Annotated in this window: 22 protein-coding genes and 1 tRNA gene; 14 read left to right on the plus strand and 9 right to left on the minus strand. The window is 66.2% G+C overall.

Annotation, left to right across the window (positions count from 1 at the left end; translation table 11 throughout):
- Positions 1-4: 4 nt before the first annotated feature.
- The 6 genes from ACZ6DT_RS28910 to ACZ6DT_RS28935 all read left to right on the plus strand — a co-directional run bounded on the left by ACZ6DT_RS28910 (position 5) and on the right by ACZ6DT_RS28935 (position 4,396).
- Entirely contained in the window at positions 5-292 is a 288-nt protein-coding gene (locus ACZ6DT_RS28910) for a hypothetical protein (protein WP_465601037.1), read from the plus strand.
- A gap of 9 nt (positions 293-301) precedes the next feature.
- Positions 302-1,693 carry a sensor histidine kinase gene (locus ACZ6DT_RS28915; protein ID WP_465601040.1) on the plus strand — a complete coding sequence of 464 codons (1,392 nt, stop codon included), beginning with the start codon at positions 302-304 and terminating at the stop codon, positions 1,691-1,693.
- Positions 1,690-2,355, plus strand: a complete 666-nt coding sequence (locus tag ACZ6DT_RS28920; RefSeq protein ID WP_465601042.1) for a response regulator transcription factor — start codon at positions 1,690-1,692, stop codon at positions 2,353-2,355. Before ACZ6DT_RS28915 ends, ACZ6DT_RS28920 begins: the two co-directional genes overlap by 4 nt.
- Positions 2,356-2,412: 57 nt before the next feature.
- Complete coding sequence (locus ACZ6DT_RS28925) at positions 2,413-2,997, plus strand: DUF4956 domain-containing protein (RefSeq protein WP_465601044.1); 585 nt, start codon at positions 2,413-2,415, stop codon at positions 2,995-2,997.
- Positions 2,994-3,764 (plus strand): VTC domain-containing protein, encoded by a 771-nt coding sequence (locus tag ACZ6DT_RS28930; RefSeq protein ID WP_465601047.1) that lies wholly within the window; start codon positions 2,994-2,996, stop codon positions 3,762-3,764. The genes ACZ6DT_RS28925 and ACZ6DT_RS28930 overlap by 4 nt, the downstream gene beginning before the upstream one ends.
- A 558-nt stretch (positions 3,765-4,322) precedes the next feature.
- A tRNA-Ile gene (locus ACZ6DT_RS28935) sits at positions 4,323-4,396 on the plus strand.
- Between the two features lie 797 nt (positions 4,397-5,193).
- On the opposite strand, the gene ACZ6DT_RS28940 is transcribed toward ACZ6DT_RS28935, so the two are convergent.
- The gene (locus ACZ6DT_RS28940; protein ID WP_465601050.1) at positions 5,194-5,700 is read right to left on the minus strand and encodes a VOC family protein; all 507 of its coding nucleotides are present in this window, start codon (positions 5,698-5,700) and stop codon (positions 5,194-5,196) included.
- 80 nt (positions 5,701-5,780) lie between these two features.
- Here ACZ6DT_RS28940 and ACZ6DT_RS28945 point away from each other — a divergent pair, with 80 nt between their 5' ends.
- Together ACZ6DT_RS28945 and ACZ6DT_RS28950 are read left to right on the plus strand one after the other, a co-directional pair.
- Complete coding sequence (locus tag ACZ6DT_RS28945) at positions 5,781-6,221, plus strand: hypothetical protein (RefSeq protein ID WP_465601053.1); 441 nt, start codon at positions 5,781-5,783, stop codon at positions 6,219-6,221.
- Positions 6,222-6,721: 500 nt separating this feature from the next.
- Complete coding sequence (locus ACZ6DT_RS28950) at positions 6,722-8,038, plus strand: MFS transporter (RefSeq protein ID WP_465601152.1); 1,317 nt, start codon at positions 6,722-6,724, stop codon at positions 8,036-8,038.
- Positions 8,039-8,141: 103 nt separating this feature from the next.
- On the opposite strand, the gene ACZ6DT_RS28955 is transcribed toward ACZ6DT_RS28950, so the two are convergent.
- Entirely contained in the window at positions 8,142-9,398 is a 1,257-nt protein-coding gene (locus tag ACZ6DT_RS28955; RefSeq protein WP_465601056.1) for a tyrosine-type recombinase/integrase, read from the minus strand.
- A 287-nt stretch (positions 9,399-9,685) separates the two neighbouring features.
- Positions 9,686-10,678 (minus strand): phosphotransferase family protein, encoded by a 993-nt coding sequence (locus ACZ6DT_RS28960; RefSeq protein WP_465601058.1) that lies wholly within the window; start codon positions 10,676-10,678, stop codon positions 9,686-9,688.
- 473 nt (positions 10,679-11,151) lie between these two features.
- On the opposite strand from ACZ6DT_RS28960, the gene ACZ6DT_RS28965 reads away from it, so the two are divergent.
- Complete coding sequence (locus ACZ6DT_RS28965; protein WP_465601061.1) at positions 11,152-11,685, plus strand: helix-turn-helix domain-containing protein; 534 nt, start codon at positions 11,152-11,154, stop codon at positions 11,683-11,685.
- Between the two features lie 49 nt (positions 11,686-11,734).
- On the opposite strand, the gene ACZ6DT_RS28970 is transcribed toward ACZ6DT_RS28965, so the two are convergent.
- Positions 11,735-12,211, minus strand: a complete 477-nt coding sequence (locus tag ACZ6DT_RS28970; protein WP_465601064.1) for a hypothetical protein — start codon at positions 12,209-12,211, stop codon at positions 11,735-11,737.
- A gap of 149 nt (positions 12,212-12,360) precedes the next feature.
- Between ACZ6DT_RS28970 and ACZ6DT_RS28975 the strand changes: the two genes are divergently transcribed.
- Both ACZ6DT_RS28975 and ACZ6DT_RS28980 read left to right on the plus strand, forming a co-directional pair.
- Positions 12,361-13,620, plus strand: a complete 1,260-nt coding sequence (locus tag ACZ6DT_RS28975) for a serine hydrolase domain-containing protein (protein ID WP_465601066.1) — start codon at positions 12,361-12,363, stop codon at positions 13,618-13,620.
- 81 nt (positions 13,621-13,701) lie between these two features.
- Positions 13,702-14,502 carry a MerR family transcriptional regulator gene (locus ACZ6DT_RS28980; RefSeq protein ID WP_465601069.1) on the plus strand — a complete coding sequence of 267 codons (801 nt, stop codon included), beginning with the start codon at positions 13,702-13,704 and terminating at the stop codon, positions 14,500-14,502.
- Between the two features lie 185 nt (positions 14,503-14,687).
- Here the strand turns inward: ACZ6DT_RS28980 and ACZ6DT_RS28985 are convergent, their stop codons facing one another.
- The 4 genes from ACZ6DT_RS28985 to ACZ6DT_RS29000 form a co-directional block, all read right to left on the minus strand.
- Positions 14,688-14,900: a hypothetical protein gene (locus ACZ6DT_RS28985; protein WP_465601072.1), complete on the minus strand. Its 213-nt coding sequence runs from the start codon at positions 14,898-14,900 to the stop codon at positions 14,688-14,690.
- 625 nt (positions 14,901-15,525) lie between these two features.
- On the minus strand, positions 15,526-16,020 hold the full coding sequence (locus tag ACZ6DT_RS28990; RefSeq protein ID WP_465601075.1) for a hypothetical protein: 495 nt from the start codon (positions 16,018-16,020) through the stop codon (positions 15,526-15,528).
- A gap of 1,282 nt (positions 16,021-17,302) precedes the next feature.
- Entirely contained in the window at positions 17,303-18,181 is an 879-nt protein-coding gene (locus ACZ6DT_RS28995) for a hypothetical protein (RefSeq protein WP_465601078.1), read from the minus strand.
- A gap of 227 nt (positions 18,182-18,408) precedes the next feature.
- Positions 18,409-19,074, minus strand: a complete 666-nt coding sequence (locus ACZ6DT_RS29000; protein WP_465601081.1) for a peptide deformylase — start codon at positions 19,072-19,074, stop codon at positions 18,409-18,411.
- 279 nt (positions 19,075-19,353) lie between these two features.
- Between ACZ6DT_RS29000 and ACZ6DT_RS29005 the strand changes: the two genes are divergently transcribed.
- The gene (locus ACZ6DT_RS29005) at positions 19,354-19,758 is read left to right on the plus strand and encodes a hypothetical protein (RefSeq protein WP_465601084.1); all 405 of its coding nucleotides are present in this window, start codon (positions 19,354-19,356) and stop codon (positions 19,756-19,758) included.
- A gap of 34 nt (positions 19,759-19,792) precedes the next feature.
- On the opposite strand, the gene ACZ6DT_RS29010 is transcribed toward ACZ6DT_RS29005, so the two are convergent.
- Positions 19,793-21,169 carry an MFS transporter gene (locus ACZ6DT_RS29010; protein ID WP_465601087.1) on the minus strand — a complete coding sequence of 459 codons (1,377 nt, stop codon included), beginning with the start codon at positions 21,167-21,169 and terminating at the stop codon, positions 19,793-19,795.
- Between the two features lie 631 nt (positions 21,170-21,800).
- Here ACZ6DT_RS29010 and ACZ6DT_RS29015 point away from each other — a divergent pair.
- A complete protein-coding gene (locus tag ACZ6DT_RS29015) occupies positions 21,801-22,580 on the plus strand; it encodes an SDR family NAD(P)-dependent oxidoreductase (protein WP_465601090.1) in 780 nt (259 codons plus the stop codon).
- Positions 22,581-23,260: 680 nt separating this feature from the next.
- Positions 23,261-23,812, plus strand: a complete 552-nt coding sequence (locus ACZ6DT_RS29020) for an LmbU family transcriptional regulator (RefSeq protein WP_465601092.1) — start codon at positions 23,261-23,263, stop codon at positions 23,810-23,812.
- Positions 23,813-24,085 lie beyond the last annotated feature (273 nt).

A 24,085-nucleotide genomic window follows, 5' to 3' on the forward strand; every position in this document is an offset into this window, starting at 1 on the left:
TGTCATGCGAGTCCGAATCATCGTCCTGGCCGGGGTCGCCGCCGTCGTGGTGGCGGCCACCGGGACGTTCGCCGTGATCGCGGCCACCGCGGCCTCGCCGCCCGACCTCGGCCCGGCGGTCGTCGCCCCCGCGGGGCGGGCCGTCACCGGACCGGGGGAGGCGGGGGCCCCGCCCGCCGTCGTCCCGCCCCGGCCGGCCGGGCACGACGACGACCTCGATGATGGCCATGACCATGACGGCGGCAGTGACCATGACCATGACGGTGACGACCAGTTCGACCTCGACGACTGAGCGGGGCCGATGAGCGCCCGCGCCCGGATCCTCGCGTGGGTCCTGCTGGTCGTGTTGCTCGCGCTCGCCGGGTCGCTGCTGGCGACCCGCACCGTCCTGCACAACCAGCTGGACCAGCGGCTCGACAACGAGATCGCGCACGAGACCGGCAAGCTCCGGGCCTTCCTGGCGTCGCCGGACGCTCGCCCGGCCGGGAGGCCCGCCACCGTCGAGGCGGTTCTCGGCCGTCATCTGGAACGGAATCTGCCCGAGAAGTACGAGACGTTCTTCTCGATCAGCGACGGCGTGGCGTCGAGGCGGAGCGCCGTCGAGCCGCCGGTGCGGCTCGACACCGACCCGAAGTTCGTCGCCGAACTGGCCTGGGCCACGAGCCCGGCGTATGGCACGGTCACCACCGCTGTCGGGTCGGCGCGCTACGGCGTCGTCCCGGTGACCATCGAGGGCTCGCCGGGCCGCGGCGCGCTGGTGATCGTCGAGTTCGTCGACCACGCCGCCGGCGAGATCAACGACGTCGTCGGCGTGATGGCCGCGATGTCGGGGGCCGCGCTGGTGCTGGCCGGGCTGATCGGCTGGCTGGTCGCCGGCCGCATCCTCGCGCCGGTGCGGGAGGTCCGCCTGGCCGCCGAACAGATCGGCGAGACCGACCTTTCCCGCCGTATCGAGGTCCGGGGCTCGGATGACGTCGCCGCGCTCGGCCGCACCTTCAACACGATGCTGGACAGGCTCGAGAGCGCCTTCGCCGGGCAGCGCGACTTCATCGACGACGCCGGGCACGAGCTGCGCACGCCGATCACGATCGTCCGTGGCCATATCGAGCTGATGGGGGAAGACCCGGAGGAGAACGCGGCCACGCGGCGTCTGGTCCTCGACGAACTCGGGCGCATGCAACGAATCGTCGATGATCTGCTGGTCCTCGCGAAATCCGGCAGCCCCGACTTCCTCACGCCCGGCGACACCGACCTCGCCGACCTCACCGTCGAGACCCTCGCCAAAGCCCGTCCACTGGCCGACCGCGTCTGGCGGCTGGACGCGGTCGCCGAGGTGACCGTCCGCGCGGACGGTCAGCGCCTCGCGCAGGCCTTGCTGCAGCTGGTCTCCAACGCCGTCCGGCACACCTCACCGGGCCAGGAGATCGCCCTCGGCTCCGAGGTGACCGCGACGACGGCGCGGCTCTGGGTCCGTGACACCGGAGAGGGCGTCCCGCCCGATTCGAGGAGCCGGATCTTCGAACGGTTCAAACGCGGCAGCAACTCAAGCGGCGACGACGGTGCCGGGCTCGGCCTGGCGATCGTCGCCGCGATCGCCGAGGCGCACGGCGGCCGCGTCCTGCTCGACACCGCGCCCGGCGAAGGCGCGCGGTTCACCATCGAGATGCCCGTCGCGGAAGGGATGGACCGGTGACCAGTGTGCTGGTGGTGGAGGATTCCGCCCGGATCGGCGCGTTCGTCGAGAAAGGACTGCGGGCGCAGGGTTTCGCGACCCGCTGGGTCAAGACCGGCTCCGAAGGGCTGACCGAGGCGTTGACCGGCGCACACGATCTGGTCGTCCTCGACCTCGGACTGCCGGACCTCGACGGTTCGGATCTGCTGCGGGCCCTGCGCGCAGCGGGCCGGACGGTGCCGGTGATCATTCTGACCGCCCGGGACGGCGTCGTCGACCGGGTCGCCGGACTGTCCGGCGGCGCCGACGACTATCTGGCCAAACCCTTCGCGTTCGAGGAACTCCTGGCGCGGATCCGGTTGCGGCTACGAGGAAATCCCGAAGCCGAACCGTCGGTGCTGCGTGCCGGGGAGCTTTCGCTCGACCTGCGCACGCGGAGGGTTTCGGTGGCGGGGGAGGAGAAGGACCTCACCGCCCGCGAGTTCGCGCTGCTGGAAACCTTGCTGCGCAATCGCGGCCAGGTGCTGTCCCGCGAACAGTTGCTCGGCGGGGTCTGGGGTTTCGACTTCGACCCCGGATCGAACGTGGTGGACGTCTACATCCGGTACCTGCGCGGCAAGATCGGCGCCGAGCGGATCGAAACCGTGCGGGGGATGGGCTACCGGCTCGGTGAGTCCCGATGAGACGGTTCTCATCATGCTTTCACGACGGTCTCTTCTTCCGGCGGCACAGTGGTTTCCATGACCACGACACTGCTGCATCTCGCCGTCGACCTCGTCGCCGCCGTGATCCTCGCCTATGGCATCTACGCCCGTCGCCACCACCGCGGTGACCTCGCCTGCGCCTACCTCGCGTTGAACGTCGGTGTCTGCGTTTCGGTCGCCGTACTGCTTTCCGTACCGGCCGCGAGCGCGCTCGGGCTCGGCCTGTTCGGGGTGCTGTCGATCATCCGGCTGCGGTCCGATTCGATCAGCCAGCAGGAGGTCGCGTACTACTTCGTCGCGCTGGTACTGGGTCTGGTGAACGGGCTGCCGTCCGCGGACTGGCGGATCGTGGCCGTTTTCAACGTCCTGCTGCTCGCCGTCATGTACGTCGCCGACCACCCGTCGCGAACCCGCGGCCCCCAGCGGCGGACGGTCGTGCTCGACACCGTGTACCCCGACGAACAGACGATGCTGATGGAACTGCGGGCACGCCTCGGCGGGACGGTCGTGCGGCACAGTGTGTCCGAAGTGGACTACGTCCGCGAGGTCACCGTCGTCGACGTCCGCTTTCGCCCGGACGCCGCCGCGGTCGTCCGCGGCGCTCCGGCGGGGCATCGATGAGCGGGCGTGGAACGGCCACCGTCGCCGCGGTGGCCAAGGGACTCCCGTCGCTGTCGCTGGCGGAAGTCGTCGCCAAGAGCGGGTTGATGAGCCGGACGGACCGCAAATACGTGTTGAAACTCAACGACTTCCTGGCCGTCACCGAGGCGCTCGGGGTGTCACCGCACTGCCTGGAAATCGACGGGCAGCGCGTGTTCGGCTACTCGTCGACCTATTTCGACACACCGGATCTGGCGATCTTCCGGGCGCACCGGCAGGACCGGCGGCGCCGGTTCAAGATCCGCACCCGCACCTACACCGACTCGGCCGAGACCTACTGCGAACTCAAGGTCAGCGGACGGCGCGACGAAACGGTCAAGGTCCGCCGCCCGCATCCGGCCGAGGCGGCGCACGGCCTGACCGTGCCCGCGCTGACGTTCCTCGACGACGCCCTCACCGCCGCCTACGGCCATCCGGCGCCCCGGCCGCTGACTCCCGCGTTGGTCACCGACTACCGTCGAACCACCCTCGTCACCGCCGACGCGCGCATCACCTGCGACACCTCGCTCATCTGGCGTTCGGGTTCGCGGCACCTCGCCGCCGCGGGCGATCTGGTGCTGCTGGAGGTGAAGTCGGCCTCCGAACGCAACAGCGTCACCGAGGCGCTGGTGAAACTGCGGATCCGTGAGCAGTCGGTGAGCAAGTACTGCGCGGGCCTGGTGGCGCTGGGCTTGGCCACCGGCGGCAATCGGTGGCGGCCCGCGCTGCGGCGGCTCGGAGTGGCGTAACGATCGCGACGCGGCTGTCGGGTTCGGCCTGCCCGAACCGAGGAAGGACGAATATGAGGACCAGGGAGAGCCGCGCTCGCCGTCGCCGGGGCACGGTGTTCACCGGGACGTCCGGCGCCGAAGGCGGGCGGCCGACCGTCCAAACAGGACCAGTATTCGACCACCGCGGCGGCCGGTAGGCCAATTCGTCGGACAAGATCGCGTCGATACGGAGATTGGCTCGCCGCGGTACCCGGATGCTCACGCCCAGTGACAACACGACGCCGATGGCGACCACGACACCGAACCCGATGGCGACCGGATCCGCCACGAGCGCCTCCCTGCCCGATGGGCGGGAGAACCCATGCCTCATCCCGATGGTCGGCGTGTCCCCGGCGGCGAGCCGCACGGCGTCGGTCTCCGTGACGTGGACGAGCGGACCCCCGTCCCCTGCCGGAAACCCTGGGCGATCGTGGCAGGTGAGCGCTGTGATAACTTGGAGCGAACTGGGACTTCTGTGCGTTCGCAAACCCGCTGTTCGGGCTGGGCGGCTCCCGCGGAGGTGTCAGGGCACCCTTGGGGCCGGTAGCTCAGTTGGTTAGAGCAGGGGACTCATAATCCCTTGGCCGTCGGTTCGAGCCCGACCCGGCCCACAAGATCAACATCGCTTCCGACCTACAGGAACGCTGGTCCTTCGGCGGCAATTTCGCCGTGGCGTCAATCGTGGCTGGGCTCCGTTATGTCTCCGTTTGCTCCGGTGTGCTCTGCGGGGCCGGTTGGTGGCGTAGCAGCCTTTCTGTTTGCTCGTCACAACCGCTGCGGTGGGGACTTCAGTAGGTTCGGAGTTATTTGCTTCCACAGCTGGACAAGCTGAGTGTGGTCGTAGGTCGGCTAGGGGTGATCCGTGTACTCGAGTACAAGGCCAGTGACGTCAACGATTTCGCCCTCGCACAGCGCATTTTGGAACCGGTGCGGTCATGTCAGGCGGTCCCGGCGTCCGGGGTGGGCGCGACTGGACGCGGGTCTCCGGTGGGGTACGTGAAGCACGGTGAAGATCGTGGCTGTGTCAGCGCTCAGTGTGCTGCTCTCGGACAGCCGGTTTGAGCGGTAGGCGGATGACATTGAACGCGGTGTCGGTTAGATCGAAGCTCTCTGAACTGCGAGAACAGCGTTCATGACCCCCTCACTGCCAGTGAGGATCAAGCAGCGCCCTGACCTGCGGTTATGGAGAACTCCCTGGTCGGCTGGAGCAGTTGCGCTCTGTTCGATGCGGTTCGGCGTCGTTGGGCGCTGTTGTAACTGGCGCCGTGCTCCAGGATTGCTCCAGGAAAATTAGTGTGAGAGTCGGGCTGCCAGTGGCAGCCGTGGGTGATTGCCTTCGCCCGTGGACTCGATACCTGGTCTCCTGTGGGCGCCGCTTTCGGAGTCGGCGGACCACTGCTCCCAATGGTCAGTCTGCCTGTGGATGCCATTGTCGACAGCGTCCTCTTCTGCCGATGTCCGGGCGTTCGGCGTGACCGTCACAGTTCGGTGGTGGGGTCGTCGAGGTCAAGTACCGGCATCGTCGTCCCCTCTGGGGCCCAGGTGGCGAGAAATCCGTCTTGTGCCGCGATGTCGCCAGTTCAACGCGTGCTCCGATGCTGTCGAGGCGGTGGTAGGTGAAGGACCGACCGTGGGGGCAGGAGTTGAACTCGATCGATGCGCCCCGCGCCTCCAGGCGCTGTTTGTCCGTCATGACGTCCCTGGACCAGTAGCCGATGTGGTCGAAGCGAGCCCCGTCGGTCGCGTCCCAGGGACTGCCGGTGGCGCCTTGGATCACTTCGAAGAACGGTGGCCCTTCGACGGAGAAGACGATGCTGTATTCCCAGTTCCCGAGCTTGCCGCCACGGACCGGATTCCAGGTCACACCCAGGGTGCGCGTGAGGTCCTCGGTCGCGCTCTGGATGTCCCGGACCACGAAGCACAGGTGGTGACGCCGCTCCGGTCTGTCGGCCAACATAGTACTGAGCGGTATTGCAGCGTGGAGAGAGGTTTGGGGTGTCCGATATCATCCGTATTCTCATTGTCGCCGTTGTCGGCGGTGGTATCGCCGCTGGTGTTGGCGTGATACTGCAGCGGCGTCGGGTGAGACGTCTGCAGCGCGTCGACCGGCTTGAGTGCAGCGTCCGGGTGGTGACCGGTACGCACGACGGGTTGAGCGAGAAGTGGTGGGCTGGCGAGGCCATGTTGTCGCCCGGCCGGGTCCATTTTGTGCCCTTCGTCGGTGCCGTGCGATTCCTGCGGCGGCAAGCGGTGGAGATCGTTGTCGACAAGATCGATGTGAGTGAGCGTCGTAGCCCCACGGGCCGCGAGGTGCTCTCGGTTGATCCCGGCACGGATGTGGTCCGGCTCGTGACACCCACGGCGACGTTGGAATGGGCCGTGCTCGAGCGTCAGATGAACTGGTCCCTCGATCGATTGTCGTCGTCAACGGACTAGAAATGAGTGCAGGAGTTGCTCCTGAGTGAGATCTGGATCGTCCACGCTACTGTCGCCGGCCGCGGTCTGCGGCGGCAACCTGGGAATAGCGCAGCCCCGGGGCGTCATCAGTGGCAAGAGATTCTGCTCGACCGGGGTGCTAGTGGCCGGCCACTAGCACCCCGTCATGACTGTTATCACCACGAGCTCGGTAAACGCGACGTCCCGGCTGGGTCGGTGAGCCACGGGCGAGGATTGCAGAGCTATGTGAACGACGCTCCTGTCGAAGTTGTGGTCGTGTCGCAGATGCCGACGAAGACAACGACCCCGAACGCCTGACTCTGTCATGATTTCCGTGGCTTACACGGAAATCATGACAGAGTCGTCGATGTAGCCGTCCCGGCGGTGTGGCTCATTGACACTTACACAGCGGAGCAGACACTTCCTAGTGCTCGCGGTCATCTCGCCCTCGCGGCGGGAAGACACGAGCAACGGGACCGCTCCTCCAGACGCTGCCCGCGATCCAACGGGACCTCGGCTTTACCCAGTCCGGGCTCGTGTGGGTCACCAGCGGTTACCTCATCGCTTTCGGCGGTCTGCTGTTGCTGTTCGGACGGCTCGGCGACATCCTCGGCCGCAAGCGTGTGTTCCTTGCCGGGCTGACGGTGTTCACCGCGGCGTCGGCCCTGTGCGGGCTCGCGTGGAGCGCGCAGGTCCTGCTTGTCGCGCGGTTCGTCCAGGGTGCGGGCGCCGCCGCGCTCACCGCGGTGGTGCTCGGCATGATCGTCACGCTGTTCCCGGAACCCGGCGCACGCGCGAAGGCGATCGGTGCCTTTAGCTTCGTGCAGGCATCGGGAGGCATGATCGGCATGCTGTCCGGCGGTCTGATCACGCAGGCGGCGAGCTGGCACTGGATTTTCGCGGTCAACGTGCCGATCGGCGTCGCGGTGCTCGGGTTCGCCGCACGGCTGCTGCCTCGGGAGCCCGGTACACCTACGGCGCGCACGGACGTGCCTGGTGCTGTGCTCGTGACGGCCGCGTTGATGACGCTGGTCTACACGATCACCAATATCGAGCGGTACGGCTGGTTGTCGCCGCACACGGCAGGCTTTGGTGCGGTGGCGCTCGCGTTGTTTGCCGGGTTTGTGGTGCGGCAGGCGAAGGCGGAGAACCCGTTGCTTCCGTTGCGGTTGTTTCGTTCGCGCATGCTGTCCGGCGCGAACGTCGTCCTTTTCCTGCTTGTCGCGTCGATGTTCGGGTTCATGTTCACGACGGTGTTGTACCTGCGGCAGGTGGCCGGGTTGAACGCGCAGTCGACGGGGGCAGCAATGATCCCGCCGGCGGCGACGATCGCCGTTGTGTCGCTCGGGCTCTCAGCGAAGCTGAACACGCGGTTCGGCGAGCGGCGGGTATTGCTGGCAGGTCTCGCGCTGCTCGTGCTGGGGCTCGGACTGCTCGGTCGCGTTCCCGTCGACGCGGTGTACGCGGTCGACGTGCTGCCCGCGCTGGTCGTGCTCGGTGTCGGGTTCGGGATGGCGATGCCGGCGCTCATGGCGCAGGGCATGTCCGACGCGACACCGGCGGACGCGGGACTGGCGTCCGGCCTGTTCAACACGACGCAGCAGGTGGGAGGCGCGCTGGGACTCGCCGTACTCGCGGTCCTGTCGGCAACGCGAATGGAGTCGTTACGTGCCTCTGGCGCTGAGCCCGCGGTGGCGTTGCTGGGCGGCTACCACGCGGCGTATCTGACGGGGATGGGCGTTGTCGCGGTGGCATTGCTCGTGGCCTCGGTAACCCTTCGGCTCCCGGTGCAGTACACCGTCGGCGGGAGACGATGAACAACTCAACCAGGTCGGCGATGGAGTAGTAGTTGGCCTGTCGTTAAGGACGGTGTCACGAGCCGCCAATTCCCGTGATACGGCTGGTCAGGCTGATGTTTGACTACTGCTCGAAGACGGTGTCGACGATGGTGGCTTGCTCGGCTTTCCCGGCTCGGAAGTATCGCGATGAGGTCTCGATGGAGGCGTGGTTGAGCAGTGCCTGGACTTGGGCGACGTCAGCGCCGCCTTGGCGAAGCCGGGTGCCGTAGGTATGGCGTAGCCGATGAGGGCGAAGGCCTGTGGTTCCGGCGGCCACGCCCACGGCAAGGACGACCTGGGTGATGCCGGAAATGGTTAGCCTGCCTCGTTGGCCGGTCCACAGCGGGCCGGGGTGGTTGCCGCGTTCGGCGATCCAGGCGGACAGGCGTTGCCGCGCGACGGCGGGCAGGGGGACGTCGTGGACTTCGTCGCCTTTGCCGTGCAGGCGGATGCTGCCGGTGCGCGCGGTGATCGCGACGTCCTCGAGGTCGAGGCGTTCGCATTCCTCTACCCGGGCGCCGGCGTAGAGCAGCACGGCGATGATTGCCTCGTCCCGGGCACCGCGGTGAGCCGCGGCGCGTTCGACTTTGCCCTGCTCGGCGGGGCTGAGTGCGTCCGGTTCCCCGGGCCGCGGGACGCGGGCGCGTTTGACGCTGATCCGTAGTTGCAGGCCGTGTTCGTAGAGCAGGGTGACCGCGGCGAGTGCCTGGTTGATCGTGGCCGGGCTGGCTTCTTCTTGCGCAGCAAGTGTTTGCGCCACGTGGTAACGGCGGCCTCGGCGCAGCCCGTCCCGCAGCGCCAGCAGCGTGCGCAGCTCCCAGTAGTGCCTGTAGGCGTTGGTGTTGCCCGACTTCGCCGCCATCTCCAGATAGCCGCGCCACCGCGCGGACACGAACCCGTCCGGCGCGTCGGCCGACACCCGGCGAGCGCCGGTGGCGTTGAGGCCGCGCAAGATCTCCACCGCTTCCAGCAGCCCGGCCGCCGCGGTCCCACCGGCGAACCGCACCTCGGCCAGCACCTGCGGGGTGAACTGGCGCAGATACCCATACGAGCCGTCCAATGCCGCAAGGTGCCCGTGATCGCGCGGCAACCGGGGCGTGGCCTGGGAAAGCGCCGAGCGGAGCCGGGGCCAGCCGATCCGCTCACCCCTGATCAGCCCGCCGATCTGCTCGTCGTTGATCTTCGGATCGGTGATGATGGCCAGCAGATCGTCCAGCAGCGCCTGCCGGTCCTCCCCGGCGTTGCCGCGTTCGGCCAGCGTGTCGCGCATCTTGCGTTCGGCCTTGCTCTCCCGCGCCGAGAGTGCCTGGTCGAACAGCTGCACGACCTCGTCGAGCACCTCGGTACCGACTGCGCCAGCAACGTCAGCAGGATCGGGTACCGGCGCTGCGGATCGCGCCGTTCCAACGCTTGCGAGGTCAACCTGCGCCCGATCGTGGCCAGGAAGCGGCGCCGCTCCGCCGGAAGCACCGACAGGTCCAGGGTGTGCGCACCCAGCGAACGTAGGAACGTCAGCTTCGTGACCTCGGCCTTCACCGCGGCGGGCGAGGCCTCCACCGGGCCGGTGGCCAGCCACCGCAACCTACCGCCGCGAACTGGGCCTGGATGACGGCTTGGCTCCCAGGGCTACACCAGTGGCAGGAGCGCCAGTGCCTCGTTCGCGTTGTGTTTCGCGATCTCCTGCATGAACGCTCGATCAGGGAAGTCGCGGTCGAGGACACGCAGTGGACCGGCCACCAGCGACAGACGCATCGCGAGCATGTAAAGGGCGAGCCGTTGCGGGTCGAGATTAGGCCGCGCCAGCGCGGTGTACTGCTCGCCGAAGCGGAGCTGGAGGAAGACGTGCTCCCACTCGACGTCGAAGTACATCAAGCCCTCGATGTCGATCAGGACGGGGTGCCCGTCGGCATCGACCAGGACGTGGTCGGGTCCGAGTTCTCCGTGGATCAACCCGTATTCCGTGCGAGGGCTCACCCGATCGGCCAGTTCCCGCAGACGGTGGCGCAATGCGGCGCCAGCTGCCGCGATGCGCCCGTCGCGCCCCGCCGCCTCCTCAAGGTCCCGCAGGGCGCGGTCGAGAACTCGTCGCTCGCACGAGACCTCGGAAACGGATCCGCCCCGCTCCAGCAGGTCTACCCTGCCGTAGTGCTGGCCCTGGTGTCGATGCATCACCTCAAGCATCTCGGCAAGGTCGCCCAGGGCTTTCGCGGCGCGCGTGGGATCGGTTGCGAAGAGTGCTTCGAGCGTACCGCCGGAGACGTCCTCGACCACGGCGACGTCCGCCGGATAACGGCGCCGGCTGTCATCCGCCAGGTGTATCCGCGGAACCCGTACCCCGAGTCCGTCCAAGCTACGCTGCGCGGCCAAGAACGCGACCAGGCCGGAGGCGGGCGCGAACGGATCAGCCGGGTCGGCCTCTTGCGCGCTTGGCCAGAAGTTCTCGGCTTCGGCCCAGCTGTAGACGATCACGCTGGCTGTGCGGGTTCCATCAAGGCGGACCCGGTACACCCCCTTCTTGCTCCCCCCGCGCAACCGGTCCACCGTGACTACGCGGCATCCCGCTCCCAGCGCGTCACGCACAAGCCCCGACAGGTCTTCGATATCCGCGAATTGCCGCATCCTCAGAACCTACCGAAGACGACACCGCGCGTGCCTTCGAATAACTTCCGCAGCCTCCGCCTACCGACGAACGGCCCACGCCCGGGACGCCCCTCGCAGCAACGACGAGGCAACGTCGTCTGCCCGCAACGCCCACCCTGCACGGACGGTGCCCGAACCCCGGAAGTCCACGCAGACCGTCGGGAATCACGTGACATCGACAAACAATCCTAGGTCGGTAACGATCGGCCCCCGCTGAAAGGCCCTCCGATGCTCTCATCCGCTACGTCACGGACAATTACCGCGACATGAACATACAGGTCAACAGCTTGTCGCGCCGACCAACTCGAGATAATCCAGGAGCAGGTCGGTCACGAGCACGCGTCCACCACCTCGATCTACACCTGTGTCGGCTCGGACTTCCGCAAACGCACCCTGCGCCGCCACCTCGACGGCGTGGTCGCCGCGGCCCTGGCCGGTCCGGAAGTGCTGTCGTGAAGCGAAAAGTCGGCTACGCCTGGCGGCTGCGGGTGGTCATGGCCGGCCGAGGGATCTTCACCGCCACCGAGCTGGTTCCGCTGTTGCAGGAACGGGGCATCGACCTGTCCGCGTCCCAGGTCCACCGCCTGGTCTCGGGCACCCCCGAACGACTCTCGCTGCAGGTGCACCCGTCCAGAGCCTGGACCGCCGGTGGCCTGGTCTCCTCGCTCAGTGACCTCAACCGCTTCTTCAGCCTCCTGTTCGGCGGCCAGCTCCTCCCACCCGCGCAGCAGCGGGAACTGCTGACGACCACATCAACCGAGGGCGCCGGCTGGCTCCCGAACACCCGCTACGGCCTGGGCATCTACACCGAGAGAATACCCAGGGGCACCGACGTGTGGGGCAACGGTGGAGCCATCACCGGTACCTGGACCCTCTCCCTTGGCGCCAAGGACGGCAAGCACCGCCTCACCGCCAACCTCAACGGCGACTGGGGCAACCTGCTCGGCGCCTTCAGACGACTCGTGGAAACAGAATTCGATCGGTGAGCGCGATGCAAGTCTGCCCCGCATACGCGCGCTCCCCGGCAAAGGGGTATCAGAGGCCATGTACGCGAACCGCCGCCGTAGCCGCCGGAAGCGAAACCAGCGCGGGCTCGAGCACCGCAGGACACGGTGCCCGTGCTCCGCATCCGACATCGCAGGACCACGCCAGGTACGCCGACACGGCCAGCCTCAGCACCAGGTCGCCATACTTCCTGCTGCCGGACGGCTGGTCCGTGGTTAGCTGACCAAGAAATCGCCATGATTCGCATAGGTAAAAGAGGGCTTGCCCGAATTCGACACCGGCCATTGGCGAGAACGCAGATGTGGCCTTCGGCGATTCGCTAGGCACGATTGGACGCCGCACAAACTCAGCTGGCGAATGCTCGAGCACGGTGTCGATGACACAGGTGCGGTAGAAGCCAGTGACGACCGACATCCGGTGCGACACCGTGGAGGGCTTGAACCGCCGGACTTCCTGCATCCACCGCACGTACAGCTCGATCTGTGCCCGCCCCGCTGCCAGCGGCACAAGTTCACGCTCCTGACACCAGGCGAAGATCCGCAGGCCCGACTCCGAATGCGTCCGAGAGACACCGCTCGTTTGACAGACCCAAGCAAGGGCCGTCGTGCGACGGAAGGACTTGACCCCGCCCCTGGGTCAGGCTGAAGCCTGGCCACATGAGGAACAACATCACTTCCACGGCTCGGCTGGCTTCGCCGGTCGGAGGGTTTCAGAAGAGGGCGCGAATGCCGCGGGTCTTGCGGCGAGTGGCGGTCACGGCGCTGGCTGTCGCGCTGATGATCGGGGCGGTCGCGCCCGGGATGGCCGCCCCGAAGGGCCTGGAAGCGGCTGCCGAGCGGGGACGCCCGGACTTGCAGAAAGCCATGCAGGCGTTCGTCGATATGGGTTTCGCCGGGATGCAGCTGCGTGTGCATGATCAGCGGGGCGAGTGGTCGGGCAGCGCCGGGGTACGCAAGCTGGGCAAGCCGGCGAAGCCGCGGACGGACGGTCTGTTCCGGATCGGGAGCAACACCAAGACCTTCGTCGCGACCGTGGTGCTGCAACTGGTTGCCGAAGGCAAGATCGAACTGGACGCCCCCGTGGATGGCTACCTGCCGCAGTTCAAGCTGGACCGGGGGATCACGGTGCGGATGCTGCTGCAGCACACCAGCGGGTTGTTCAATTACACCGGCGACTACTACGCCGGAAAGGCCATGCCGGGGCTTCCCTCGACGGGCCAGGAATGGGTGGACAACCGGTTCCGCACCTACCAGCCGGAGGACCTGGTGCGGTTCGCGTTGTCCAAGGGGCCCCTGTTCACGCCGGGGAAGGACTGGAACTACTCCAACACCAACTACACCCTGGCTGCACTGCTGATCGAGAAGTTCGCACCGGACCACTCCTACGCCGAGGAGATGGAGCGGCGGATCGTGGGGCCGCTGGGCCTGTCCGGCACGGTGGTGCCGGGCGCCCGGGCGGAAATTCCCGGCCCGCACGCCCACGGCTACTACCACTTTCAGGATGCCGGCCAGTGGAAGACGGTCGACGTCACTCGCCAGAACCTGTCCCTGATTTTCGGCGCCGGTGACATGATCTCGACCACCCAGGATCTGCACACGTTCTTCTCCGAGCTGATGAGCGGCAAGCTGTTGCCAGCCTCGCTGCTGGCCGAGATGCGCACGCCGCACCCGAAGAGCGGCTACGGCCTCGGGGTGCACGTACAGGACGCAAACCCGACCTGCGGCGGCACCCTTTTCCTTCACAATGGCAACACCATCGGCTACGGGGCGCTGATGTACAGCACTCCCGACGGCAGTAAGACCCTGACCGCTTCGATAACCGGCGGAGACGCCGAAGTCGACCTGGTGACGGCGTTCCCCAAGGCGCTGGACAAGCTCCTCACCGAGGTGTTCTGCGGGGAGCGGGCCGCGCGCTGAGGACCCGTACACCTTCGAGGTGGCCGTGCGGCGGGAGGACGGGGTTGACCTTGACCTCGGGTCAGGCCGCACACTTGTCGCATGGCTCCCTCGACCACCTCGGTCCCGTCGACCGGTGGCGTCACGATCGGTCAGGCGGCGGCATTCGCCGGGATAACGGTGAAGACCGTGCGGCACTACCACCAGCACGGGCTGCTCGACGAACCACGACGCGACAGCTCCGGCTACCGGCGGTACGGATCGGCCGACCTGCTGCGGCTGGTCCAGGTCCGAACCCTGGCCGCCGCCGGCGTACCACTGGCCGAAGTCAGACCCCTGGTCGACGCCGACGCCGAGCAGTTCACCGCCGGACTCGTCGATGTCGAACGGCGCCTCACCGAGCGGATCGCCGACTTGATCGCCCGGCGCGACACACTGCGACAGCTCGCCGACGGCGACCGGCTCCTCCTACCCGACCGAGCCCGTACGATCCTGAACCGGCTCACCGAGCTCGGCTTCGATCCCGACTACGTCGCCAGCCAACGAGAAGCCCTGGTGCTCGCGAGGGTACTGGCGCCGGAACTCTTCGACATCTACTTGACCCAGCTCGAACAGCGGCTCGACGATCGCGAGTTCGTCGACCTGACCAAGTGTGGCTGGGACGCGCGGTCCTGGGATCCGGACGACCCCCGGATCGAGGAGCTGGCGTCCGCGCTGGCGGACCACCTGCTCGCCCACCCCGAGTACCTGGCCCCGCCGACGGACTACCGGCCCCGGCCCGATGACGCCACGCGATACGGGCTGATCAACCACCACCTCGAAGACCAGGCGACCTGGGCACGCCTGAACACGCTCGTCGAAGCCAAACTGCGCGCCGCGGGCATACCCATCCCACACCAATGACCGCGGTCTGACTGAGACGCCTCGCTCTTTCCGGACAGTTGACCCACTTCAGTGCACGACTGTCCAAATCGAACACCGTCACTGCAACGCTGGCCGGAGCGCGCCGTGTGGGACTGCCCAGAGTTTGGTTGTCACCACTACGAAATAAGCGTCTTCTCACAACATGCACTCCTGATAGCTCATGTTCAGGTCTCCCTCCTTGTCGGAACCACCCCTTGGTGAGGGCGGGTGTCGAGTTCATCGGCGAAGATGGTCTCGATCCTGGAGTCCGCTTGGCGCAGAAGCCGACGAACATGACGGATCACCATCATCATCCCGCCGGCGGTCGCGGCCGCCATCGATCCGGTGGCCGGGTCGATCGGCACGAGCACGACCGCGAGCACCAGTATCGTGGTCACGATCGGCCATGGGCGGGATCTGCGCGCGTGCCGGGGGCGGTAGCGGAACGCGTGGACGGTTCGAAGAACCGGGAAATTTGCCACTGCTGCGCAAGCTCGCGGAAATGCCGCAGGTGCGGCGCATCGTGGTCCGGCTAGATGTGGCTGCTCACTGTGGGCGTCACCTCAAGGAATCATTTTCGGGATACGCGGTCCACTACGCACCACGCTGCGTCACTTCAGACGTCCAAATAGGTCGACCTGCGGCTCAATTCGTTTACACATCGTCGTAACGTACACCCGATTGGCCTATCTGGTTCACTCCACGCACAGCTGGGATGTCGCGGGTACCGATTCAGGCACAATCGCGGAGGGTTGCCAGTACCGTGCCACGCCTCGACCTTGGTTCGCTGACCTGCCGTTTTTCCGTCGCGATGGTTATGTGAAGCTCACGAACGCGGCGAGCATGGCAGCGTTGAGACCCACGGCGGTGATGGCAACTACCCGGGGTGGCTCTCCTGGTGTCGGTCATGGACTTTCTCCTTGTCTGGAGCCGGAACCTCCCGGCCGGGTGGCCGGAGGCCAGTGGGTGCAGGTCCGCGCGACAATCACGAGCCCATCGGCTTCGTGATTGTCGCGCTGGGGCTTAGCGGACGGCCTGGAACTGGGTGACCCAGGTGGTGTGGTAGGTCATGGCCTGGCAGCGGATGTCGGTGTCGGGCTTGAGTGTCACCGCGTCGGTGAGCTTGTAGGGGAAGTTGGCTTCGCTCACGGCCAAGGTTGGCTGTAGTGGGTCCGCGCCTGTGGTGGAGAGTTCGAGTTGGCCTTGGCAGTAGGGCTTGTCGGTCTCGTTCGCGACGGTGTCGATCACGACCTGGCCCGCGGTGACCGACACCAGTTTGATCTTCACGTTGGCGTTCGGGTTGGACAGCGTCAAGGTGACGTATCCCTTTTCCCCGGGCAGCAGGACACCGGTTTGCGCGCCGGTCACGGTGGCGGGGGACATCGCCTCGGCCGAGCCGGCCACGCCGCCCGCGGTGCTGTCCTGGACGAACGAGGCGATCGCGAAGCCACTGAGGCCGAGGACCGTGCCGGTGATGGCGAGGACGATGACGGGCTTGGCTTTCTTGGTGATGCGCATGGTGATCTTCCTTCTGGTGGATGGAATTGTGGCCGGTGGCCACGGAATGGGTGGGCAGGGTGTACCGGTCGGTGCAGGTGGCCCGAGGTGTCAGGGCCGGGTCGGTGAGGCTGTTTCGCTTGGGTTGGGCGGCTCGTCGACGGGCGCGGTATCGGACCGCGTAGGTGTGGCAAGCGTCGTCTCAGGTCCGGTCGGAGTGCCCGGCAGACCCGCAGATGGTTCAGGGGATGCGGTCGTGGAACCCGTTGTCGTTGGTGTGGTGATCGAGGCTTGCGCGGGTGTCCAGATCCCGGTGGTGCCGTCGATGGACACCGTCACCGTGATTCGGTCGAACCCGGCGGTCCCCGTCACGCCGTTCGCGGCTGCCGGGGAACCGAGTTCGAGGGCCACGATCAGAGCGAGGACCGCTCCTCGCCGACGACGGCGATCGTTCAGTGTGGGAATTACGGATTGGCGGCCGGGGGCAGGCATGATGGGTCGTTGTTCCTCTCTGCAATTCCGGGCCGAGTCGATTCGGTTGCCGGGGAAGAACGCACCCTCGCCACATCTGGGGTACCGAACCTGGTGTGCGGCGATGTCCCGTAGACGTGCTCGCCGATTGTCGGAGGCAGCGGATACACTTTCTAAATCTCGATCGTTGTCGAGCGAGTGAACTGCTTGCCCTCCCTGATGAACTCGACTATGTCAGGTATCTTGTTACGTAATACCGTTGAGCACTGTTGAAGTGTTATAAATCGTCGAAGTCGCGTGTGCCGACTTCGGGGCGTACGCCATATGCGCTGCTGCCCCAGGCTGGTGCGGTAGCGTCTGGAAGCCCGGCAGCGACACGATCAACGACGGTGGCTACGACACCTTCACCGGCAGCCCGGGCTTCCGACACGTGGTCCCCGGCAAGGCGGCAACGACATCCTCGTGGGCACACCCGGTGCCGGTAACCACGATGGTCTCGATCATGGTGACGGCATCATTATCCGCCAGGGCCCCGTACGCCGATGCTGACATTTACGCCAGCTTCGCGAACACGAGCACGTCGCCTTTAATACGCCCGGGTTCGGGTACGGGAGGCGTTATTGAACGACGCAACGCGATCGGCATCGTGCTGTCCCCGCGGCGCCCCTTCCGTGAATCAGGCCGCGTCGAAATCCATGAGCGACGGCCTGCGCGCGGTCGTACACGCTGAGCTGGCAGCGGCGGGAATCCTCACACTGCTGTGCTGCATACGTGGCCGTGGCCACCGCTGCGTTTGAGCGGTGGCCACGGTTTCGATGCGCTGGTTCGCTGACTAACCGCAGGTTGCTGGTGGTGCGCTAGTTCGGTCACCGAACCGGACGACCAGTGCGGCGGGGTAGTCGTCGAGGACGTAATACCGCTGTGCGCAGGCGATGTACTGGCCACCGTTGACAATGTTCTCCAGGTGCCCGTTGGCGTTGACGAAGAACGCCTGCCCGTTAGACATTCTTAGGATCCAGTTGCGTGCGTTGCTGGGTAGGTTGATTTCTGGGTGTATGTCGTCACAGGTGGCTGGGTAGGCTGATTCTTGCCCCCATGGAATTGTGGTGGCGAAGTCGTGCAGGACGTAGCGGCGGTTGAGGCAGGTGATTACCTGCGGGTCGAGGCTGCTCATGGCTATCTTGTCGGGCAAGACCAGATATGCCTGGCCGCGCTGGTTGCCTTCAGTGCCGCCCCGGAGTCGCCAGAGGACGTCCACGGTTCGCCCTTCACCAACGATGCTGCCGTCCGGACCCGTCCCGCCGTTGCCGGGCGGGGGTGGGGACGGGTAGCGGTAGGTCAGGTAGCCCTCGAAACCGCCTTCCAGGGTTGCCCGCAGGCTGTCGACGAGGTAGATGCCGGTGTCGACCACGAAGTTGAGGGCTTCGACGGCTTTCATGATTCGTGTGCTGACGTGGCCGGCGGCTTCGGCTGCACATCGCAGCTTCGGTAGGTGCTCGACTTCCCGGATCTCGATGTCGGGATGGTCACGGCTCCAGGCGATCGCCTCGCGCCAGAACTGACGTGCCTGAGCCAGGACGGGCGTGGTTCCGTGATGGTGGGTGGCTTCAGCCGCTTCCACGTTGATCCCGATTCGGGCGCAGCCGGTGGTGGCGAAGAAGTCGAAGATGTCACCGGGTTCCCGTTGACGCATGTACACCGTGCCGAGCATCGTTGGCCGAAACCTCTTCGTACCCGGATACTGACCGGGGGTCGGTCAAGCTCGTCGACCCAATTGTCAATCGAGTCCCCTGCTGACCGCAGGGCCCCGTGCACTAGCTGACGGCGAATTCGTCCGCCGACCTTTCGATCGTTGTCAGCCGTCGGTGTGTAAGCCTTCGCCGCAGCTAGGCGCGGGGAACTCGACCCTGTGGCTGTCCAGGTACTGCTCTCGCTCGGTCAGGAACTGCTTGAAATGCGGTTGCTGCTCTTGGGAGGAGTGGCGCGTCCGAGATTGTGCCTGGCGGTGGCTATGCACGGCGTTGTTGATCGATAGCGTCGCCCGTGGTCCTGTCCGGAATTGTCAGGCGGGGCGTCAGTACTTCCAGGTGGCGCCGGTGCCGCGGTATTGCTCGACGGGGATTGGGTCAATCCCGTTTCGCATGTGGTCGGTGTAGAGGGTGCCGTGGAGTGGTCGTTTTCGTGGGCGACCAGGCGGGCGACACCGCGCCCGAACACGGTGACTTTCGTGGTCCCGTCGATGGTGGTGTGCTCGACGTGGATCACGTGCGAGCGTGGGACTTGGCCGCGGACGTCGAAGAAGGACAGGCATCCCTCGTATTGTTCGTCGGTGTCGCCGCCTGTTTCGATGATGGTGGGGTTGAACAGGGTGATCGCTTCGCCGTCCGGGGTGCGGACGATGGCTGCGGCGCGGTCGATGCCGATCTGCGGGGCGGCGATGCCCATGCCTTTGCCGAAGGTGTGGGCTTGGGCGACTCGTTCGCACGCGGAGTTCAGCGCGGTGACCACGCCGCGGGCGTCCTCGGCCTCGGCCGGGAGGTCGAAGCGGCGGGCGGTGCGGCGTAGCGCGGGGTCGGTGTCCTGGACGATGCCGAGGGATGCCATGACTTCGCTCGGTTTGAGCGGCGGGCCGTCGGTGTGCGCGGCCGCGGAAGTCCCATTCGAGCCTGTAGCGGGCGTGCAGGGGCGGGTCTTCGCAGGACCAGGAGAAGATGTGTCGGTCGCCGGTGTCGTCGCGGCCGATCGCGGTGGAGAACGGCATTGCCTGTGCGGTCATCGAGGCGTGGAGGCCCCAGACCGAGGCGGCGAGTTCGGCGGGGAAGTCCAAACACACCGACAGGGTGCGGGTGGGCAGGCGCACCGCGCGTTGGAACCAGTTGCCCAGTGTTCTTCGCTGACGGTGTATTCGTATTCGATCCAGCAGGATTCCCCGGGATACAGGGGAAAGTGTCCGTGCGTGCCAGAGAAAAGGAGCCACACTTCTTTGAAGGCGTCGCGGTCGTGGTGGGCGGTCCAGTCCATCGGGTTGGCGCGGCCGCGGCCATGCCAGGCGTGCAGGTCGATCTCGTCCCAGGTCAGCGGGTTTTCGGAGTAGAGCTGGTTGGAGCGTTCGGGGTCGCCCGGGTAGCGGTCGACGGAGATGCGGATCAGGTAGCGGGTGATCGGCTCGGTGCCGTGGTTGACCAGGTGGCGGCGCTGGGTGAGCCGGTAGACGCCGTCGTCGTAGCGCAGGTCCTACCTGCCGGGATACCGGCGGAACTGGCGCACGCGCTGGCAAACTTCGGCTGACTTCCCGGTCGCCTCAGGAGGTTCCGGCCCGCCGTCAAGATACCGACGCCCGTCGCCGCCGCGTCTCCGGCTCCGGTTCCGAAGTCCGGAACAGCACCGCGACGAGCAGTGCCACGCCAAGGCACAGGGCGCCGAGCACCCACAGCGCGAGGTCCATGGCTGCCGGGTACTCCGCACCGGCAAGGGCTCCGGAGGTCCGAGCGGCCAGCATCGAGCCGACCACGGTGACGGCGAGGGTTTCCCCGGTCAGCTTGGTGGTGTTGAACAGACCCGCGGCCATCCCCGCCTGTTCGGCGGGCACACTGCCGACGGCCAGGCCGTCCAGCAGGCCGAACGCGATGGCGATCCCGACGCCCATCAGCAGCAACGGCCCCACGTACCCGTCGGTGGCGGCGAACCAGGCCGCGCCCGCGCTGATCAGCACCAAGGACACGATCACCTGGGTCAACGGGTTCACCCAGCGGGTGGCCATCCCGCACAGGATCGGCACCACCAGCATCGGCCCGGTCAGCAGGACGACGAGAGCACCTGCCTGGGCCACCGATACGGCTTGCGTCGCCATGAAGTACGAGGGCAGATACACCACCATCGAGGCGAACACCGAGACGATGGCGACGATGGCGGCGCACAGCCCGAGGAATCTGGGGGAGGTCAGCAGCCGCAGATCCAGCATGGGATCGGCGGCTCGCCGTTCGATCCCGGCGAACAGCAGGAACAAGGCCACCGAACCCACCAGCGCGATCAGCACGAGTGGGGACGTCCAGCCCAGCTCCGGCCCCTCCACGAGCACCAGGATCAGCAGCATCAGCGCGAAGGTGAACGCCGCCGGGCCCTTCCAATCCATCCGAGCCGCCGCGGTTTTGCGCGATTCGGGGATGAACCTGAAGAACGCCAACGTGATCAGGCCGATCACGCCGGGAAGCCAGAACGCGCTGCGCCAGCCGAACGACTCGATCAGCAGCCCGGCCAGAGTGAGCCCGAAAGCGAGACCCAGCCCGAGGGTCGCGCCGAACAGGCCGAAGATCTTGGTCCGCTCCGCGCCGGTGAAGGCCTGTCCGAGTACCGCGCTGGCGCCGGTCACCGTGGCCGCCGCGCCGATCCCGGCCACGACACGGGCCAGGTCGAGCACCACGATGTCGGGGGCCACCGCGCTCACTAGCGTGCATACCGAAAACAAAGCGACGCCCGCGAGGAACAACCTGCGGCGGCCGTACCGGTCCGAGAGAGAACCGGTCACCAGCATGAAGCCGGCGAGGGTCGCGCTGTACCCGTTGACGACCCATTGCGTGGTGGCGAAGGTGGTGTGCAGATCCTCGGTGATCCGGGTGAGTGCTACGGACGTCGCGCTGAAGGTGAAGGGAATGAGGAACAACGCGGTCAGCGAGATGCTGACCGTTGCGACACGGTTCATGTCCTGGTAACCCTCCATTGCTGCGAACGGCCGTATTCGTCGCTGCCCGCAGCTCAATGACTGTCGCACTGCTTCGGCGGGTGCGATCCCCTGGCACTCGGCGCAAGAATAATGGGCAGCCGCGAACCTGCCTGAATAGTCATACGGCCGGAAAATTCAGTAGATGACACCGCCCCTTTCTCGAGAATAGCAGCTCTGGAGTGCGCCTGCCATGGGCACCTCACATCTGGTCAGAGTGGGAATTCAGCAGGTTTCAGGTCCCTTGACTGTGAATTCCGCACCGCCTGGGGCCTGCTCGGCGTGGCCCGCGCCCGCTGAGCACGGCCGCCGCGGACACCCGCTGCACGGGGCCGAATTTCTCACTGGGTGGTGTCCGCGGCGACCCGGTGCGAGAGGTGGCGGTGGAGCGCATACCGTGGGCACGGACGCCGGATCCGGGCTCGAAGATTCGGCGTTCACCAACCTCTGCTGTCACAGTTCACGAAACCAGGAGATCAGAGGCGGCGGGAACTTCCGAAGGAGTGCGGCGATCTCCTGTTTTCGTGCACTTGACAGAAAGTAGGAGTCGACACGATCGAAGTTTCAACCATATCGTGTCCGATTACAGGCGTATTCAAGGGAATGGAGCAGGATGGAACTCAAGCTGGACGGCAAGACGGCGCTGGTCACCGGCGCCAGCAGAGGCATTGGCCTCGCGATCGTTCAAGCGTTGGCCGCGGAGGGAGTGCAGGTCGCCGCCTGTGCTCGTACGGCCAGTGAACCCTTGCTCGAAGCGACATCGTTGACCCGGCAGGTGGACCTGACCGTGCCGGCGCAGGCGACGGAACTGGTGGACTGGGCGCTCGCCGAGCTGGGCGGCATCGACATCTTGGTCAACAACGTCGGCGCCTCGCCCGCTCGCACCGACGGATTTCAGGCGATCAGTGACGACGACTGGCAGTACGCGTTCGAACTGAACTTTTTCAGCGCGGTGCGCACCACCCGCGCGGCCCTGCCGAGCCTGCTCGAACGCCGGGGGACCGTCATCAACATCGGTTCGGTCAACTCCCGGCTGCCGCTGCCCCGGCTGATCGACTACTCCGCCGCCAAGGCCGCATTGGCCAGTTTCGGCAAGTCGCTCGCGGACGAGGTGGGCGAGGCAGGTGTCCGGGTGAACACGATTTCGCCCGGGCCGACGCGAACCGCGGTCTGGACGGCGGCCGACGGGATGGCGGCCGGACTGGCCAAGAGCGCGGGGATCGACCACGAGGAGTTCCTCGCGCAGGTACCCGCGATGACCGGGATGAGCACCGGGCAGTTCACCGAACCGGCAGAGATGGCCGTGCTGGTGGCGCTGCTGGCTTCCGGCCGGGTGCCCAATATGAACGGCTCGGACCTGATACTCGACGGCGGAATGCTGAAGCAACTCTGACCTGACCCTCTGGAGCCGAACCAAGCGGGGGTGGCGGGAACACGACCGGCTGTGTTCCCGCCGCCATGCCTCCCTCAGGGCAGGATGGGGCATGGCCGACCTTGTGCTCGGCATGCGGGCCGGGAATTGTCAACGCCGGATCGCCTGTTCCTACTTTCGGCCCGGCCGGCCCGGGAAATTCCGGCAAAGCTGTTCTGCTTTTTTGTGCCGACGTGTCTCTGTCCCAGAATCTGGTCATTCGGCCGATAGGTGAGCCGGAGAGTGGTTAACGGTCCCCGCGATGGCGAATCAGAGGTCTGGCCTCGAGGTGTCGACGGAATAAGCCCGGCAAGCAGCTGTCGAAGCGAGGATTCAGTCGTCGCCAGTTTTCCCCGTCGCGATGTGTGGCCCATTCTCCTCGGCGCCTGTGGTAGAGTCAGCAATATGCGCGTACTGGGGAGGTAATCTGCCATGCGTCAAAGTCAAAGTGGATCTCCTCGTTGTGTGACGGACTTAACTATGACTGTTTTCCTGGCGTGCAGGCCGCTTGATCGACGACCAGGCTTTGGGGTTTCACCACAAGTTCACCGGTTGAACAATTCTGAGCACTTCCGGGGGGAAATGTGCCGCCGCGAGCAGAAAGAAGTATCCTGCGGGCAGCGACATCGCCGAACAGTTCACAGGTCCGCAATGACCGGATATTGATCTCCCGCCTCGGGCTGCATTTTCCGGCGAACCTCACTTATGGCTGTTGGGAACGCGCCGGGACGCAACTGTCGGGCATCGTCAGCTCATCGGCCTGGTGTCTTGGCGACTGGTTGGTCTGCGGTCAGGAGAACTACCCGGACCGCTACGTCCTGGCTGTCGAGACCGCCGGTCTCGACTACCAGACGCTGCGGAACTACGCCTGGGTCGCCCGGCGCTCCGCGTTGGAGCGGCGTCGTGAACTGCTGAGCTTCCAGCATCACGCCGAGGTCGCCGCCCTGGACGGCGCGAACCAGGACAAGTGGCTGGATCTCGCCGAAGCGGGGCGTTGGTCACGCAACGAACTGCGGCGGCAGTTGCGCGGTCAACGGCAGGACAAGCGGGCCGACGCGACCTCGACGTTGTTGATACCTCGCGTCTCCGTGGCGCGGGAACGCGTCGAACGCTGGCGTGCGGCCGCGCAGCGGATGGACAACCATCTCGAGAACTGGATGGTACTCGCCCTGGATCGCGCCGCCGAGGACGTGCTGAGCGCGGAATCGCAGTAAGGCGGGCAGGGGCGCGCGTGACCATGACTGTCCCGCCGGCGGGACAGTCCCGACCTTGAGTGAATCGGGCGGTTGCCTTCCTGGAAAACGTTCCGCGGCCGCTTATCCGGCGCGGGCAGTTCGCGACAATTGATCATCCGGTGACATTTGATCTTGAGTTCTCGCGAGCCGAAAAACAATAGTCGTCGAGCTTCCTGTTCCTTCATTGGTGACCCTGCGACCGTCGAACCGCCACTGCGTCGTCGCCCTGAGTTGTCATCGACTGATGACATA

Source organism: Amycolatopsis sp. NPDC041971 (genome assembly GCF_055588925.1).

Excerpts from the sequence above, each read along its gene's own strand:
- ACZ6DT_RS28910 (WP_465601037.1), top strand. The coding sequence starts at position 5 with ATGCGAGTCCGAATCATCGTCCTGGCCGGGGTCGCCGCCGTCGTGGTG.
- ACZ6DT_RS29000 (WP_465601081.1), bottom strand. The coding sequence starts at position 19,074 with ATGGCATCCCTCGGCATCGTCCAGGACACCGACCCCGCGCTACGCCGC.
- ACZ6DT_RS28995 (WP_465601078.1), bottom strand. The coding sequence starts at position 18,181 with ATGCTCGGCACGGTGTACATGCGTCAACGGGAACCCGGTGACATCTTC.
- ACZ6DT_RS28925 (WP_465601044.1), top strand. The coding sequence starts at position 2,413 with ATGACCACGACACTGCTGCATCTCGCCGTCGACCTCGTCGCCGCCGTG.
- ACZ6DT_RS28915 (WP_465601040.1), top strand. The coding sequence starts at position 302 with ATGAGCGCCCGCGCCCGGATCCTCGCGTGGGTCCTGCTGGTCGTGTTG.
- ACZ6DT_RS29010 (WP_465601087.1), bottom strand. The coding sequence starts at position 21,169 with ATGAACCGTGTCGCAACGGTCAGCATCTCGCTGACCGCGTTGTTCCTC.
- ACZ6DT_RS28930 (WP_465601047.1), top strand. The coding sequence starts at position 2,994 with ATGAGCGGGCGTGGAACGGCCACCGTCGCCGCGGTGGCCAAGGGACTC.
- ACZ6DT_RS28980 (WP_465601069.1), top strand. The coding sequence starts at position 13,702 with ATGGCTCCCTCGACCACCTCGGTCCCGTCGACCGGTGGCGTCACGATC.
- ACZ6DT_RS28990 (WP_465601075.1), bottom strand. The coding sequence starts at position 16,020 with ATGCGCATCACCAAGAAAGCCAAGCCCGTCATCGTCCTCGCCATCACC.
- ACZ6DT_RS29015 (WP_465601090.1), top strand. The coding sequence starts at position 21,801 with ATGGAACTCAAGCTGGACGGCAAGACGGCGCTGGTCACCGGCGCCAGC.
- ACZ6DT_RS28975 (WP_465601066.1), top strand. The coding sequence starts at position 12,361 with ATGAGGAACAACATCACTTCCACGGCTCGGCTGGCTTCGCCGGTCGGA.
- ACZ6DT_RS28960 (WP_465601058.1), bottom strand. The coding sequence starts at position 10,678 with ATGCGGCAATTCGCGGATATCGAAGACCTGTCGGGGCTTGTGCGTGAC.